General features: G+C 73.4%; 13 protein-coding genes. All 13 read right to left on the bottom strand.

Annotation, left to right across the window (positions count from 1 at the left end; all coding sequences use genetic code 11):
• Positions 1-64: 64 nt before the first annotated feature.
• Positions 65-4,141, bottom strand: a complete 4,077-nt coding sequence (locus ACZ4A5_RS27030; RefSeq protein ID WP_467589552.1) for a non-ribosomal peptide synthetase — start codon at positions 4,139-4,141, stop codon at positions 65-67.
• Positions 4,142-4,195: 54 nt separating this feature from the next.
• A complete protein-coding gene (locus ACZ4A5_RS27025) occupies positions 4,196-4,516 on the bottom strand; it encodes an acyl carrier protein (RefSeq protein ID WP_467589549.1) in 321 nt (106 codons plus the stop codon).
• The gene (locus ACZ4A5_RS27020; protein WP_467589547.1) at positions 4,513-5,910 is read right to left on the bottom strand and encodes a DegT/DnrJ/EryC1/StrS family aminotransferase; all 1,398 of its coding nucleotides are present in this window, start codon (positions 5,908-5,910) and stop codon (positions 4,513-4,515) included. The genes ACZ4A5_RS27025 and ACZ4A5_RS27020 overlap by 4 nt, the downstream gene beginning before the upstream one ends.
• Positions 5,910-6,935, bottom strand: coding sequence for a BtrH N-terminal domain-containing protein (locus ACZ4A5_RS27015; protein WP_467589544.1), 1,026 nt, complete (start codon positions 6,933-6,935; stop codon positions 5,910-5,912). Before ACZ4A5_RS27015 ends, ACZ4A5_RS27020 begins: the two co-directional genes overlap by 1 nt.
• The gene (locus ACZ4A5_RS27010) at positions 6,932-7,525 is read right to left on the bottom strand and encodes a hypothetical protein (protein ID WP_467589541.1); all 594 of its coding nucleotides are present in this window, start codon (positions 7,523-7,525) and stop codon (positions 6,932-6,934) included. Before ACZ4A5_RS27010 ends, ACZ4A5_RS27015 begins: the two co-directional genes overlap by 4 nt.
• Positions 7,522-8,466 carry a GNAT family N-acetyltransferase gene (locus tag ACZ4A5_RS27005; RefSeq protein WP_467589538.1) on the bottom strand — a complete coding sequence of 315 codons (945 nt, stop codon included), beginning with the start codon at positions 8,464-8,466 and terminating at the stop codon, positions 7,522-7,524. Before ACZ4A5_RS27005 ends, ACZ4A5_RS27010 begins: the two co-directional genes overlap by 4 nt.
• Positions 8,459-9,787 carry a M20/M25/M40 family metallo-hydrolase gene (locus tag ACZ4A5_RS27000; RefSeq protein WP_467589535.1) on the bottom strand — a complete coding sequence of 443 codons (1,329 nt, stop codon included), beginning with the start codon at positions 9,785-9,787 and terminating at the stop codon, positions 8,459-8,461. Before ACZ4A5_RS27000 ends, ACZ4A5_RS27005 begins: the two co-directional genes overlap by 8 nt.
• Positions 9,784-10,560 (bottom strand): thioesterase II family protein, encoded by a 777-nt coding sequence (locus ACZ4A5_RS26995; RefSeq protein WP_467589532.1) that lies wholly within the window; start codon positions 10,558-10,560, stop codon positions 9,784-9,786. Before ACZ4A5_RS26995 ends, ACZ4A5_RS27000 begins: the two co-directional genes overlap by 4 nt.
• Positions 10,561-10,605: 45 nt before the next feature.
• Positions 10,606-12,399 carry an amino acid adenylation domain-containing protein gene (locus ACZ4A5_RS26990; protein WP_467589529.1) on the bottom strand — a complete coding sequence of 598 codons (1,794 nt, stop codon included), beginning with the start codon at positions 12,397-12,399 and terminating at the stop codon, positions 10,606-10,608.
• 37 nt (positions 12,400-12,436) lie between these two features.
• Positions 12,437-12,634, bottom strand: a complete 198-nt coding sequence (locus tag ACZ4A5_RS26985) for an MbtH family protein (RefSeq protein WP_467589526.1) — start codon at positions 12,632-12,634, stop codon at positions 12,437-12,439.
• Positions 12,635-12,795: 161 nt separating this feature from the next.
• Positions 12,796-13,509: a response regulator gene (locus ACZ4A5_RS26980; RefSeq protein ID WP_467589523.1), complete on the bottom strand. Its 714-nt coding sequence runs from the start codon at positions 13,507-13,509 to the stop codon at positions 12,796-12,798.
• Positions 13,510-13,753: 244 nt separating this feature from the next.
• A complete protein-coding gene (locus tag ACZ4A5_RS26975; RefSeq protein WP_467589520.1) occupies positions 13,754-15,133 on the bottom strand; it encodes an FAD/NAD(P)-binding protein in 1,380 nt (459 codons plus the stop codon).
• Between the two features lie 3 nt (positions 15,134-15,136).
• The coding region (locus tag ACZ4A5_RS26970; protein WP_467589636.1) for an elongation factor 1-alpha C-terminal domain-related protein at positions 15,137-15,272 on the bottom strand (136 nt) is incomplete at its 5' end.

The raw sequence follows: 15,272 nt of genomic DNA, 5'->3' as shown, positions 1-15,272 counted from the left end.
ATCGAAGATTTCCCGGCGTCCCGCTCGGCGGGCTGCCCGGCCGGCTGCCCGAGATCCGCTCCGCTCAGCCCGCCGCCGCGTCGAGCGCCCGCCGCACCGCGCGGGCCAGTTCCTCGACGTGGGGCGGCTGGAGCATCGTGTAGTGGGTGCCGGGGACCTCTACGTGGTCGGCGCCGCGCCCGGCGAGCTCGCGCCACAGCGCGACCGGGACGTTGTCCTCCTCGGCCGCGCGGAGGAGGGTGACGCGGGCGTCGACGGGACGCGGCACGTGGGTGCGTACGGCCTCGGTGGTGGCCAGGAACACCCCGACGCGGGCGCGCAGTTCGTCCCGTACGCCCTCGGGTACCAGGTCGCTCTCCTCCAGCAGGCGCACCACGTGGTCCGTCCGCTCGTCGTCGGTGAGCGTGCGCAGGTGCGCGAGGCCGACGTCGGGCACCGGCCGCTCGCGCAGGTGGGCCAGGTCGTGTACGAAGGAGGCCAGGCGCTCGGCGTGGTCCGGCGCGCCCCCGCCGTCGCGCGAGCCCTCGCCCGGAGTGGCGGTGTCGAAGAGGATCAGCGCGCCGATCTCCTGCCCAGCGTCCCGCAGTTGCGCGGCCATCTCGGCCGCGACGGCACCGCCGACGGACCAGCCGCCCAGGTGGTACGGGCCCTCCGGCTGGGCCTCGCGGACGGCCGCGACGTACAGCGCGGCGAACTCCGCCAGCGTGTCCGGGGTCGGGCCGCCGTGGAGACCGGGCGCCTCCAGGCCGTGGAACGGCTGGTCGTCGCCGAGCAGCCGGGCCAGCGGGATGTAGGGCACCGCCGCGCCGCCCGCCGGGTGGACGCAGAAGAACGCCGGGCGCGAGCCTTCGGGGTTGAGGGGTACGAGGATGTCCGGGCTCTCGGCGGCGGGCGCGGTGTGCTCGTCGATCAGTGCCGCGACACCCCGCACGGTCGGCGCGAGGTAGAGGCGGCGCACCTCCAGGGTGACGCCGAACTCCTGCTTGACGGCGGTGGTCAGGCGGATCAGGTTCAGCGAGTTGCCGCCGAGGCCGAAGAAGCTGTCGTAGACGCTGAGTCGGTCGCCGTCGACGCCGAGCAGGGAGGCCCACAGGGCGGCGAGCTTGCGCTCGGTGGGCGTCGCGGGCGGGGTGCGCCCCTGCTCGCCCTGTGCCTCCGGCAGCGGCAGCCGCTTCTGGTCGACCTTGCCGTTGGCGGTGAGCGGCAGGGCGTCCAGCGGGACGACGACCGCGGGCACCATGTGCAGCGGCAGCCGGCCGGCGACGTCCTGGCGGACGCGTTCGCCGTCGAGGCCGGGCGCGCTGTCCGGCTCGAGCACCACATAGGCGACCAGGCGGGCGTGCGGGGTGCCCTGGTCCTGCACCACGACGACGCCCTGGCGCACGGCGGGCAGGCCGGTGAGCGCGTGCTCGACCTCGCCCAGTTCGATGCGCAGGCCGCGGATCTTCACCTGGCGGTCGGCGCGGCCGAGGAACTCCAGATTGCCGTCGGACCGCCAGCGGACCACGTCGCCGGTGCGGTACATCCGCTCGCCCGGTGCCTGCGCGAAGGGGTCCGGCAGGAAGCGTTCCGCGGTGAGGTCGGGGCGGCCCAGATAGCCGCGTGCGAGCCCGGTGCCGGCCACGTACAGCTCGCCCGGCACGCCGACCGGCACCGGCCGGAAGGCGGCGTCCAGGACGTACGCCCGGTGGCCCGCCATGGCGCGGCCGATCGGCGGCGCGGCGGTGAGGCCCCCGGGTGGGCAGAGGTAGTCGACGCAGGCGACGGTGGCCTCGGTCGGGCCGTAGCCGTTGTGGAAGTCCCGGCCGGGCGCGCTCCAGCGGTTGACGAGCTCCGCGGGGAACGCCTCCAGGCCCACGAAGAGCACCCGCAGGTCGTTCAGCGGCGCGGGGTCGAGCAGCCGCAGCACGGCCGGGGGCACGTCGGCGACCGTCACCCGCTCCGCGCGCAGCAGTTCCTGGAGGGCGTCGGGGTCGAGCAGTCGCTCGCGCGGGGCGCCGATGACGGCCGCGCCGGAGCCGAGTGCCGCGTAGAAGTCGAAGACGCTGACGTCGAAGGCGGGGTTGGCGAACTGGAGCAGCCGGTCGTCCGGGGTGATCCGGAACAGTTCGCGGACGCCCTCCACGAAGCCCACCGCCGACCGGTGGGAGATCAGCACGCCCTTGGGCCTGCCGGTGGAGCCGGAGGTGTAGATGACGTACGCGAGGTGGTCGGGGCGGACGTCGACGGCCGGTGCGTCAGCGGGCAGTTCCGCGAGCTCCCCCGCCGCGTCGTCCATGCACCAGTGGTCGACGGGGCCGGGCACCAGGTGGGCCAGGTCCTTGCTCGTCAGTACGGTGCGCACGCCCGCGTCGGCGAGCTGGTGAGCGATGCGGTCGGCGGGGTACTGCGGGTCGATCGGCAGCCAGGCGCCACCGGCCTTGAGGACCGCGAGCTGGGCGACCGGGAGGTCGAGTCCGCGGTCGAGGAGGACGCCGACGACCTGGTCGGGGCCTGTGCCCCAGCGCTCGCGCAGCAGGTGCGCGAGCCGGTTGGCGCGGGCGTCGAGCTCCCCGTGGCCGAGCTGCTCGCCCTCGAACCGCATGGCGACGGCGCCGGGCCGCTCGGCGGCGTGCCGGGCGACGAGTTCGTGCAGCAGCGCGCCTTCCGTGGGCCGGGGGCGCGGCGCGGGGTTCCACTCGCGCAGGACGAGGTCCCGCTCGTGCGCGGGCAGCACCTCGAAGCCGTCGACGCGGGTGTCCGGCGCGGCCACGGCCTGCGCGAGCACACTGTGGAAGTGCTCGACGAGCCGCTCCATGCGCTCGCGCTCGAAGAGGTCGGTGGAGAACTCGATCCAGATGCCCAGCTCGCTGCCCGGCCGGTCGATGACCTGGAAGGCGAGGTCGAAGCGCGAACTGCCCTGCTGCACGGGCAGTTCCTCGACCTCCAGGCCGCCGAACGCGAAGGTGCCCACGATCGTCCCGGTGAGCAGCGTGAAGCTGATCTGGAAGAGCGGGTTGCGGCTGGGGTCGCGCTCCGGGCGCAGCTCCTGCACGAGGGTCCCGAAGGGGATGTCCTGGTGCTCCAGGGCGCCGAGGACACCGCTGTTGGAGCGGGCCACCAGCTCGGTGAAGGCGGGGTTGCCCGTGAGGTCCGGGCGCAGCACGAGGGTGTTGGCGAAGAAGCCGACGAGCGGGTCGGTCTCGGGCCGCGTACGGCCGCTGAAGACGGAGCCGAGGGACAGCTCTTCCTGGCCGGTGTAGCGGCCGAGGACGACGGCGAAGGCGGACAGCAGCACCGACAGCAGCGAGACGCGCTGTTCGCCGGCGAACGCGCGCAGCCGTTCCCCGAGCTCCGCCGGGAGGTCGCGCTCCAGGACGGCTCCGGCCCAGGTGGGCTGTGCCGGGCGGGCCCGGTCGGCGGGGAAGTCCACGGTCGGCAGGCCGTCGAGTGCCTTCCGCCAGTAGGTGACCTGCTCGGTGAGCGCGTCGCTGGTGAGCCAGCGCTGCTGCCAGGCGGCGAAGTCGGCGGGCTGCACGGGCAGTTCCGGCAGTCGCGCCGGGCTGCCGGTGCGCTCCGCCTCGTACAGCGCGGCGAGCTCCTCCGTCACCCGGCCGACGGACCAGCCGTCGGTGACGATGTGGTGCATGACGAGCAGCAGGACGTGGTCGTCGGCGGCGACGCGGAAGAGCGACGAGCGGAAGACCGGCCCCGTCTCCAGGTCGAAGGGGCGCCCGGCCTCCTCGTCGAGGATCTCCCGTAGCCGGTGCCCGTCCTCCCCGAGGTCGGTGACCGGCAGCGGCCAGGGGCCCGGTTCCGCCACCGTCTGGAAGGGCACGCCGCGCTCACTGCCGAAGCGGGTGCGCAGGCTCTCGTGCCGGGCGACCAGGGCACCCAGCGCGGCCGTGAGCGCGGCGGTGTCGAGCGCGCCGCGCAGCCGCAGGGCGAACGGCACGTTGTACACCGGGCGCTCCGGCGCGACCTGGTGGAGGAACCACAGATAGCGCTGCTGCTCCGAGACGGCCAGCTTGCCTTCCCGGCCTACCGCGACGATCCGGTCGCGCTCGGCCTTCTCCGCGCGCTTCTGCCGCAGCTTCATCTCCAGCAGCTTGCGCTTGACGTCGGAGAGACCCTGTCCGGTGCCTCGCTCTGTCTCAGCCATGTCCCTCGTCAACCTCTGTACTCGTCGGCTGTACCCGTCGGCCTGCGGTGGCGGTCAGCGGTGTTCCCCGCCGGCTTCCTCGTGTTCCTGGAGAAGGCGCAGTGCCTCCTCGTCGGTGAGCGCGTCCGCGCCGGACAGCAGCTCCTCCTCGACGATCGCGGCGAGGCCCGCCGGGCTTCCCTCCGTGAAGATCACCGGCAGCGGGATCCGCACGCCGAAGTCCTCCTCGACGCGGGTCATCAGCTGCACCGCCTGAAGGGACGTGCCGCCGAGCTCGAAGAAGCCCTCGTCGGGGTCGATCTCGTCGGCGGTGACCTTGAAGACGTCCTGCCAGATGGCGGCGAGCCCGTCCCGTACGGGGTCCGTGGCGCTCACGCGTCCGCCTCCGAACGCTCGGCCTCGGCGATCTCCGCGGCCTTGTCCCACGGCGGGCGGTGGTCCATGGAGGTGGCGTGGCGCGTCCACACCTCGCGGTGCTTCCAGACCTTCTCGAAGGCGTCCGCGTAGGCGGACAGCAGCGGCCGGGCGCCGGGCGACAGGTGGGCCTTCTGGATGGTGAAGGAGTCGTCGATGACGGCCAGCGTGGTCGGCTGGTCCTCGGCGCGGTAGCGCCGCGGCGGGACGCCGGGAAGCCGCCACGGGTAGCCGCCGTAGCCGAGCTGTTCCTGGAAGACGCGCTGCTGCGGCAGCGACATCAGCTGGTAGTGCCCGGCGGGCACGCCCTCGGCGCGCAGGGCGCGCATCAGCGAGGCGCGCAGCGGGCCGGCGAGCGCGGGGCCGAGGCCGAGCGCGGCCGGGTCGACGCGGAAGCGCAGGATGTGCCAGGCGTGCGTGCGGTCCTCGGGGACGTGCGGGGTGAGCAGGCCGGGCAGGGCGGAGAGCCGCTCCAGGAAGTACCGGACGTTCTCGTCCCGGATCTTGGCCTCCTCGGGGAGGCGCTCCAGCTGGCTGCGGGTGAAGGCCGCCTGGATGGCGTTCGGCTTGTGGTTGAAGCCGAGCGTGTGGGCCACGTAGGAGCGCTCGCCCTGCTTGGGGATGAGCTCCCCGAACTGCCGCAGCATCAGCGCCCGGCGGGCCAGTTGGTCGTCGTCGGTGGTGATGAGACCGCCCTCGCCGCAGGTGGCGAGGTTCTTGCTGACGTTGAGGCTGAAGGTGTTGATCGCGCCCAGCGAGCCGACCGTACGTCCCTGGTAGACCGCGCCGTGCGCCTGGGCGGCGTCCTCGACGACGGGGATGCCGTGCTTGCCGGCGACCGCGAGGATCTCCGTCATGTCGACCGGCAGGCCGTGCAGGTGGACGACCACGATGGCGCGGGTGCGCGGGGTGATCGCGGCCTCGACGGCCTCGGGCGTGACGTTGAAGGTCCGCGGGTCGATGTCGACGAAGACGGGCACCGCGAGGATGTGCAGCGGCGCGACGGCGGAGGCGAGGAAGCTGAGCGCGGGCACGATCACCTCGTCGCCCGGCTGGATGTCGAGGGCGCCCAGCGCCACGGAGATCGCGGCGGTGCCGTTGCTCACCATGACGCAGTGCTTGGTGCCGACCGCCGCGGCCCACTCGCGCTCCAGCGACTCGATCTCCTGCTCGCCGGAGGACGCCGAGGTGAAGCGGCCGCTGGCCACCGCCCGCATGACCGCCGCCTCGTCGGCCTCGGTCACCCGCGGCCAGGCGGGGATGCGCAGGGAGCGCGGGACGGACCGGGCGCCGCCCCGCATGGCGAGCTTGTCGGGCGACCTGGTGGCGCCCGAACCAGAACCGGCAACAGCCATTACAGTTCCGCTCCTTCGTGTGCGAGTCCTGCCAGCACCTGTTCCAGGTCCTTCAGGAGGGTGTGGGCGCGCCTGGTGAAGCGCGCCGCGCCGAGCCCCTCGGACCGCGTGAGCGCCGCCATGATCCGGATCGCGGACCAGTGGTGGGCGATCCGCTCGACGGCCCGGCCCTGCTCGGCCAGGCCCGGGTGGCCGAGCGTGCGCCCGGCCAGGGCCAGCCAGTCGGCGTGGACGGCCGTGTTGGCCAGGGCCGCGCCCGCGACGACGAACAGCTCGTCGCGTACGCTCTCGCCGGCCGTGAGCCGCTTGCCCATGTCGGCGAAGAACGCGGTGAGCCCGTCGAGGCCCGCGTAACCGTCACCCTGGGCCGGCTCGTGATAGCCGCGCAGGTTGCGTTCGACGACGTCCCGGATGTGCGCCCGGTCGAACGCCGGGAAGTCCTCGGGGTTCGCGTCGAGTTCGACGGACAGCCAGCGGTTGCCTATCCGCACATCCGTGAAGAACATGTCCCGGTCGTGCACGGCCGCGTTCCCCGAGTCGCGGGAGGCGGTCAGCTGCCGCAGGGTGATGTCACCGTGGAAGTGCGGCGGTACGGCGTCGAGCACGTGGACGGTGCCCGCCTCCTCGTCGAAGCCGTGCACGATCACCATGTGGTTGGAGTGCACGTCCTTGTAGGCGGGGCGGAAGGGCAGCTCGAAGTTGTCCACCGCGACGGCCACCGGACGCCCGGCCTCGACCTCGGCCCGCACCCGTGTCCAGCCTTCGGCGGCGTCGGCCGGGCTGTGCCACACGGAGCGCACCGGGTGGTACGGAGCCAGCGCGCCCAGCAGCGACTCACCGGCCGCGCAGGGGTAGAAGTACTCCTCGCGCCGTATGTCACCGGGCAGATGGCGAAAGCGCCAGGCGGCGCCCAGGGTCTCCAGCGGGGCCACGCCTCGGTGCCGCAGGAGGGTCGCCATGCAGGCGTGCAGACAGCCGGCCAGATCGTGGCGCCAGCTGTGCACGTTGTCGATGAGGGTCGTCACTGCGCGGCCTCCGGCGGTGTGGTGGGCGCGAGGGTCATCGCGAACACGTGGATCGCGGGGTTGTCGGGCAGGGTGAGGGCCGTCAGCTCCCGCTGCCGGGTCACGGGTACGCGCTGCCGCCAGATGGTCGGCCCCATGGAGCGCTGGACGTGCCGGGGGTAGTGCAGCCGCGTGCAGGAGAACGCGGCGCTCTCGCCGAAACGGGCCGCCGTCTCCGGCCAGAAGTCGGAGACCCGCAGCCACTCCGGGTCCACCGAGCCGTCCGCGTAGTGCAGTTGGACGAAGTCCTCGGTGCGCCGCTCGGCGGCAGCGAGGACGTGGATCCAGTCGTAGCGCCCGGCGGGCAGCTCCAGGAACTGGCCGGCGCAGCGGACGTTGTCCGGCGCGCCCGCGGCCGGCGCGGGGAAGCGGAAGGGGATGCCGTCGACGGTGATCTCGCCGCCGGAGGGCAGCTCCTCGGCCGGGAAGGTGTTGCCCCAGATGTTGAACGCGCCGTCGGACAGCCGGTCCTCGGTGGTGATGCCGGTGTTGTTGGCGAACGCCGTCAGGTCCAGGCGCGTGGGCGTCGTGTGTGCGGTCTGTGTTCTCAACTCGGGCTTGCTCCAACGGTTCCGTGAGCGGGGGGTGCGGCCGGCGACGGCCGGTGCGTCCGGCCCGGGGCGAGCCGCAGGACGGCCCGCAGCCCGGGGTGGAGGGTGCGCGGCATGAGGTGGGCGGCCACGCGCTCCCGGCCGCCGGGGAAGGAGAAGACCCCGTGGCCCCCGGCGACGGCACCGGCCTCCGGCAGCCACACGGCCAGCCGGGACCGGCCCTCCGGACCGGCGTCGGGCCAGACGTCGAGACCGGCCGCGCCCTCGGCGCCGGTGCGGGCGCAGGCCCTCGCCAGCAGCTCCGACGGACGCCCGCCCGCTTCGAGCACGGCGAGCAGCCGGCCGTCCGCGGGCAGCCAGGCGAGCGCGAGGGAGGACGGCCCCAGCGGCTCGTCGACCAGGGGCAGGGATCCGGTGTGGCACGGTGCGCCGGGGACGCGTTCCAGCGTGGTCTCGGACAGCGGCTTGTCGGCGGCGGACCAGTGGCGTACGGCCCGGAAGCCCATCCGGCCGTAGACGGCGGGCAGGCAGCGCTCCACGACGGCGTCGAGCCACAGCCGTGGCACACCGCGGGCCAGGGCAGCCTCCTCGACGGCCGCCAGCATGCTCCGGGCGATGCCCTGGCCCTGCCGCGCGGGGTCGACCGAGACGCGGTGGACCTCCCAGCCCGCCGCGCCGTGGTCGGTGACGCGCAGGGCGCCGGCGGGCCGCCCGTCCGGGCCGGTGGCCAGCCACACCTGGCTGCCGCGCGCGATGGCGCGCAGGACACCGGCCTCGGTCTCCCGCGCGCCGTCGGGGACCGGCAGGCCGGGGTAGGGGTCGGAGAGCGCGTACGCGGCCCGGGTCAGCCCCGCGACCGGGCCCGCCCAGCGGGCGGCCGCCGCGCGGCCGGAGGGCAGCGGTGTCACGTCGACGGCCACGGCCGTGTGCGCCTCACTCATGGTCACGCAGCAGCTCGTGGAAGCAGTGGGCGCCGAATTCCAGGTCCGCGACCGCGATGCGCTCGTCCGCGACGTGCAGCATGTCGCGGTAGGAGACGCCCGTGGACTGCCGCAGCGGCAGCCAGCCGTAGGTCTCGATGCCCAGCTGCGGGAAGAGCCGCGCGTCGGTGGAGGCGGTGGTGACCATGGGGATCGGCACGCCACCGGGGTCCTGTTCGCGCAGCACCGCGGCGAGCCGCTCGTAGAACGCCCCCAGCCTCGGCTGCGGCATCTGCTCGCCCTCGACGAGGACCTCCAGGTCCATCTCGACACCGGACTTGGCGCGCAGTCCGGCGAGGAAGCCGGGGGTGTCGAAGTCGCCGGGCAGCACCCGCCCGTCGAGCTCCACGGAGATCTCGCTCGGCAGCACGTTCGTCTTGGTGCCACCGCGGATCACCGTGGCGTTGACGGTGTGCTGCACGACCGAGCTCAGGTAGCGGATGTCGCGCTCGTCGAAGCCGTCCAGCGCGGAGGTGTCGGACGGGTCGGCGCGGAAGGCCGCGATCCGGCGGCTGCCGTCCTTGGGCAGCACGCGGGCGAGCTCGCCGAGCATGGTGTCGACGGCCGGGGTGAGCACGGTGCCGAGCCCGCCGCCGTCGATGGCGGTGAGCAGCCGGGTCAGCTTGTGGGCGGCACCGGTGCCGCCGGTGACGCGGGAGGCGTGCCCCGCGGTGCCGCGCAGCACGGCCCGCACCCACACGGCCCGCTTCTCGGCGACCACGATGGGGTGGAAGCGCACCCGGCCGCCGAGGTCCAGGCTCGCGCCGCCGTCCTCGCCGATGGCGTAGCGCACTCCGGCGAACAGCTCGGGGTGCTCGTTCACGAGGAACTTCGCGCCCGCCGCGCTGCCCGCCTCCTCGTCGCAGACGACGGCGAGGACGACGTCCCCCGCGGGCGGGGTGCCGGTGGCCCGCAGCCGCAGCAGGGCCGTGAGCATCATGGCCAGCTGGCCCTTCATGTCGACGGCGCCGCGCCCCCACACCTCGCCGTCGACGAGCTCGCCGCCGAAGGGCGGGCGGGTCCACCGCTGGTTCTCGGTGGGCACCACGTCGACGTGGGCGTGCAGCAGCAGCGGCGGCGCCTCGCCCCGGCCGGGCAGCCGGGCGATGAGGTTGGGCCGGGCGGGCTCGCGGCCGAGCAGCCGGGTCTCCAGTCCGGCGGCGGAGAGCAGTCGCTCCACGTACCGCACGCAGGCGGCCTCGTCGCCGGGCGGGTTGGTGGTGTCGAAGCGGATCAGCCGCTGCGTGAGCGCGACGACGTCCGGTGTCTCCACGGTGCTCATGCGCGTCCGGCCTCCGTCTGCTGCGCCACGAGAGCGTCCAGGTCCGCGGCCAGCTCGGCGACGAGGGCGGCCGGTGCGTCCAGGAAGGCGTAGTGGCCGCCGTCCAGGAGGACTTCGCGGGTGTCGCCCTCGGGGGCGTACGCGCGCCAGCCGGCGGTCAGCGCGGCGGGGATGACGTCGTCCTCCCGCCACCCGACGGTGGTGAGCTTGGTGGGCAACCGCAGCGGCGCGTCGAGCCGGTAGCGCCGGTTGGCCTCGATGTCGGCGGACAGGACGTCCACGCCGAGGTCGATGAGATCGGGGTGCGGCTCGCCGCCCATGGCCCGGGTCAGGGTGATCAGCTCCCCGGCGAGCTCGTCGTGCGCGAGGTCGAGCAGCCGCCCGTACGGGCCCTCGTGGGGGGCCACCTGGGAGGAGAGGAAGAGCCGGCCGGGGACGCGCTCACCGCGCCGGGCCAGCTCGGCCGCGGCGGCGAAGGCGGGCAGGGCGCCGCTGCAGTGCCCGAAGAAGGCGAACGGCCGGTCCAGATGCGGTGCGAGCCCTTCCAGCAGCCCTTCCATGAGCTCCTCGTACGTGCCGAAGTGCGGCTCCCGCAGCCGGTTCTCGCGGCCCGGCAGCTGGACGAGGCACACCTCGGCGGGCCCGACGGTCCGCGGCCACCTGGCGTACATGGAAGCGCCGACGCCCGCGTAGGGGAAGCAGAAGAGGCGCGCGGGGCTGTCGCCCTCCGGGCGGCGCAGCAGCCATTTCGAGGGACGTCGGTCGGCAGTCATCCTTCACCTCATGTCGGGGGCGGTCGCGGGCGGTGCGGGGCGAGTTCAGCCCGCCGACTCCTCGATGATCTGGGCGAGTTCGGCGACGGTCGCGCTCAGGTAGAGGTCGCGGGGCCGGAGCTCCACTTCGTGCCGCTCCGCGACGTGGGCGACGATCCGGGTGACCATCAGGGAGTGGCCGCCCAGCTCGAAGAAGTCGTCGTCGGCGCCGACCTCGTCCAGTCCCATGAGACCGGCCCACAGCGCGGCGAGTTCGCGTTCCAGCGGGGTCGCGGGCGCCCGGAAGTCGGCGTTGGTCCGCGGCCGTTCACGGACCTCGCGGGCCTCCAGGGCGGCCCGGTCGACCTTGCCGTTGCGGGTGAGCGGCAGGGCGTCGACGCGGGCGAGGAGCGAGGGGACCATGTAGGGCGGCAGCGCGGCGGCGACGGCTTCGCGCAGGGCGGTGGGCGGAACGCTGTCGTCGGCGACGTAGAAGGCCACCAGGCGCTTGCCGGACTCCGGGTGGGTGTGGACCACGACGGCGGCGTCCTTGACGCCCTGGTGGGCCACCAACGCCGTCTCGATCTCTCCGGGTTCGATGCGGAAGCCCCGCACCTTCACCTGGTTGTCGATCCGGCCGAGGAATTCCACCACGCCGTCGGCGCGGCGGCGTACCAGGTCGCCGGTGCGGTACATCCGCCCGCCGGGCTCGGCCGCGTGCGGGTCGGGCAGGAAGCGTTCGGCGGTGAGGCCGGGGCGTCCCACGTAGCCGCGGGCCACTCCCGCGCCACCGGCGTAGAGCTCACCGGTCTCGCCCGCGGGCACCTCCCGCAGCCGCTCGTCGAGGACGTGCACGGTGGTGCCGGTGACGGGCAGCCCGATGGGCACGGGCCCGTCGCCGACCGGCCCGTCCATGATGTGGCAGCAGGTGAACGTGGTGTTCTCGGTGGGTCCGTAGCCGTTGACGATCCGGATGCCGGGCAGCGCGGCGAACGTCCGGTCGACGTGGTGCGGCGAGAGGACGTCCCCGCCCGCGAGCAGCTGCCGGACGGTGGTCAGCCGGGCGACGGGCCCCTCGGCCATCTGGTGGAAGAGCCCGGCGGTGAGCCACAGGACGGTGACGCCCTCCTGTACGACCGCCTCGGCGAGCTCGTCGAGCGAGGGCTCCCCGGGCGGCAGGACGGCCAGCCGGGAGCCGTTGAGCAGGGGCGCCCAGATCTCCAGCGTCGACGCGTCGAAGGCGAGCGGCGCGAACATCAGGAAGGCGTCGTCGGGCCCGGCCGTCAGGAAGTTGCTCCGCTGGACGAGGCGGAGCACCGCGCCATGGGGCACGCACGCGCCCTTGGGTGTGCCGGTCGAGCCGGAGGTGTACGCGATGTACGCGGCGTGGCCGGGCCGCACCTCCAGGCCGAGGCCGGTGGTGGGAAGCCTTGAAAGCACCGTCGCGTCGAGCGCGGGGTCGTCGAGGACGAGGGTCCGGGCGAGCCCGGACACCTGGCCGTGGAGCCGCCCTTGGGTGAGGATCAGCTCCAGGCCCGCCTCCTTCACCAGGGTCGCGTGGCGCTCGCGCGGCTGGCGGGGGTCGAGCGCCACATAGTGGCCGCCCGCCTTGAGGATCGCGAGAAGGGCGACCACGGTCTCCACGGACCGCTCCACGCAGACGCCGACCGGGCTCTCCACGCCGACGCCCAGGTCACGCAGGTGGCGGGCGAGCCGGTTGGCCCGCGCGTCGAGCTCGGCGTAGCCGACCCGGGTGTCGCCCGACGTGATCGCCACGGCGTCCGGGGTGGCGGCCGCGCACCGCTCGAAGGCCGCGTGCACGGATTCGGCCGGGTGCGCCGATTCAACGGTCGTTGTCATTCTCGAACCCTTTGCGCGTTTTCCACGGACGGCCGGATCAGCTGCGCAGGCTCAACGGCCGCAGGTCCGTCCACAGGGTGGCTATCCGGTCCAGACACGCCTGCCGGTCACCCGTGAATCCGATTTCGTGCCAGCCCGCCGGGAGTTCTCGTCCGGCGGGCCAGATCGAATGCTGTTCCTCGTGGTTGACGACGATCGCCCAAGAATCCCGCGCCGCTTCGGCAGCCTCAGTCATGATCGGCCCTCTGGTTTATCCGCAGTGCTGCAGTGATATCGCCAGAGCGTAGGCAGGGCCGCCGTAATGCCGCGTCCACCCGGCGGTTGACCTGCCGGGCGGCCGCCCGTCGACCCGGGGTCGCCCGGGTCAACGTCCCGCTGAAGAGCGTCCAGAAATCCTCAACACGCCTCGGCCGGGGTCTGCATCAGGCCGGCGCGGTAGGCGAAGGAGACCAGCTGGGCGCGGTCCTTGAGGTCGAGCTTGTTGCGCAGCCGGTGCAGGTGGGTGCGGATCGTGCTGACCCCGATGCACAGCTCCGTCGCCACCTCGTCGATCGACATCCCCCGGCCGATCAGCGTGAGCACCTGGCGCTCGCGCGAGGTGAGCGAGCCTATGGACGGCCGCAGTTCGGCGGCCGGGCGCAGGTCACGGCCGCGGAACCACTCGACGAGCCGGCCCGCGACCTCGGGGGCCAGGGCGGTGCCGCCGCGGGCCACGGTCCGCACGGCGCTCGCGACCTCCTCGCGCTTGGCGTCCCCGATCAGCACACCGTTGGCACCGGCGTGCAGCACCTCGGTGATCACGTCGTCGGCGCAGTCCATGCTGAACACCACGGAGCGCGGGGCCGGCACGTCGTCGTCGGACCGGGCGAGCCGGCGGATCAGCTCGATCCCGGACATCCCCTGGAACTTGATGCCGGTGACGACCACGTCGGGCCGGTGCGTACGGATCAGCATCAGGGCATTCATCGCACTGTCCGAGACATCGACGACGTCGATGTCCTGCGCGGCCTCCAGGAAGGTTTTCAATCCATTACGAATGATCGGCGTCTCATCACAGATGACCACTTTGATCGCCACCGCGCCCCGCACCCCCAGATCACGTAATCCCATGGCAAAGAGGTGGCCATCCAAGGGGCGGTGCGCCAACAAGTGCAACAGAATTGGCTCACCGCGAGGCCGACCACTCGTTCTGCCTTTGTCACAAGGCCGCAAAGCACCCAGAAACGCGGTGTCCCCCGCAGCACCGTTCGTCAATCTACTTCATGGGGACGGACGGCCGGAGTCCGTGAAGAACGTGACCAAGCTCACCCGGTGGCCCATCGTGGGCAGAAATCGGGTATGTAAATGGCGGTATTCAGCGAATGATCCGGCTGCACTCTTTTGCCAAGGAATCCGCCAATTGGATGGCCTGCACACGGATCTCCGGAATAGCGGTGGTTTCCCATAGATTGCCGCGGCGCGGGGAGCCCAGCGTCCACACCAGCCGCCGCGCCCCGCCGTCCGCCGCGACCAGCCGCCCGTCCGGAGCGGTGTCGAAGCCCAGGTCATGCGGGCCGGGACGGGCCGTTCCGGTGGCGAGCAGGTCCCCCACCAGCACATCCTCCGACCTGCGTACGGAGGCTTCCGCTCCGGTGCAGTTGACGACGGCTCCGAAGCAGCCCGTACCCCCGTCGGTGAAGCTCACACGCACCCCTCCGGGCGAGGGCTCCGCGTCCGCCAAACCCCCTGCCCGGACGGACACTTGACCGCTCTGCCGGGCCGCGTCGAGGGCGGCCGCCGTGCGCGGGGGCAGCCGGTGCCGCAGCACCTCCCACAGCCGCAGGTCCTCACTGAGGAAACGGTCGCGGTCGGTGGCCGGAAGTCCCTGCCACAGCGCGGTGGTGTGCGGCCGCAGCTCGTCGACGGCTGGCCGCCAGTCGCCGTGCGCCCGGCGGTGGTACGCGGCCCGCACCGCCAACCACCGCCGCAATCCGGCCAGATCGGCGACGGCGGGAGGGGTGGGAAGCGGGCCTGAGGCGGCCGGTTTCCCCGCGTGGACGTACGGAACGAGGCCGTGCCGTGACACGGCGTGCACCGTGCGGCCCGGCCGCGCGAGGGTCAACGCCAGGTCGCAGGCAGTCAGTCCGGTGCCGACGAGGAGGACGTCGGCGTCGGCGGGGACGCCGTCGAGCGCGCCCGGCCGCCAGGGATCCGACACGAAGTGTTCATGTTCGCGGAGGCGTCCGGGGACCCAGCCGAGCCCCGGGGCGCCGGCCCCGAGGGCCAGCACGACCGCGTCGGCGTCGACGACAGCGCCCGAGCTCAGGACGATGCGCTGGGTCGCGTCCCCGTCCGGGCCGGCCAGCCGGACCGCCCGTTCGCGCACCCGGCGCACGGCACCGGCGCCGTACCGCGCCACCGCCTCGTCCAGCCCGGCCGCGAGATAGGCGCCGTACGCGCTCCGTGGCGCGAACTCCCCCGCGCGGGCCGTGCGGTGCTCCTGCTCGCCGAGCCAGCGGACGAAGTCGTCCGGCCGGTCCGGGTGGCCGCTCATCCGCCCCGCGGGCACGTTGAGAAGATGACGCGAATCTTGTGTCGCGTACGCGACACCACGGCCCGTTCCGGGCGCGGGGTCGACGAGGGTGAGGGCGACCCGCGCCCCGGCCTCGTGCGCCGCCTCCAGCAGCCGCGTCGACGTCAGCGTGCCGGCCGCACCGGCCCCGACGACCGTGACACGGAAGGTGTGTTCACGCACGGATCACTCGGCAGTTCCGGCCATGCCGGCGGCGAGTGTGGTGCCGTCGGCGGGGTCGATGATGAGGAAGGAGCCGGTGTGGCGGGCGGTGGCGTAGGGGTCGAGGGCGAGGGGTTCGGCGGTGCGGAGGGTGACGCGG

This window comes from Streptomyces sp. NPDC025618 (genome assembly GCF_055558795.1).
Note: the sequence above shows the minus strand (reverse complement) of the source record. Positions and strands in the feature narration are given on the sequence as shown.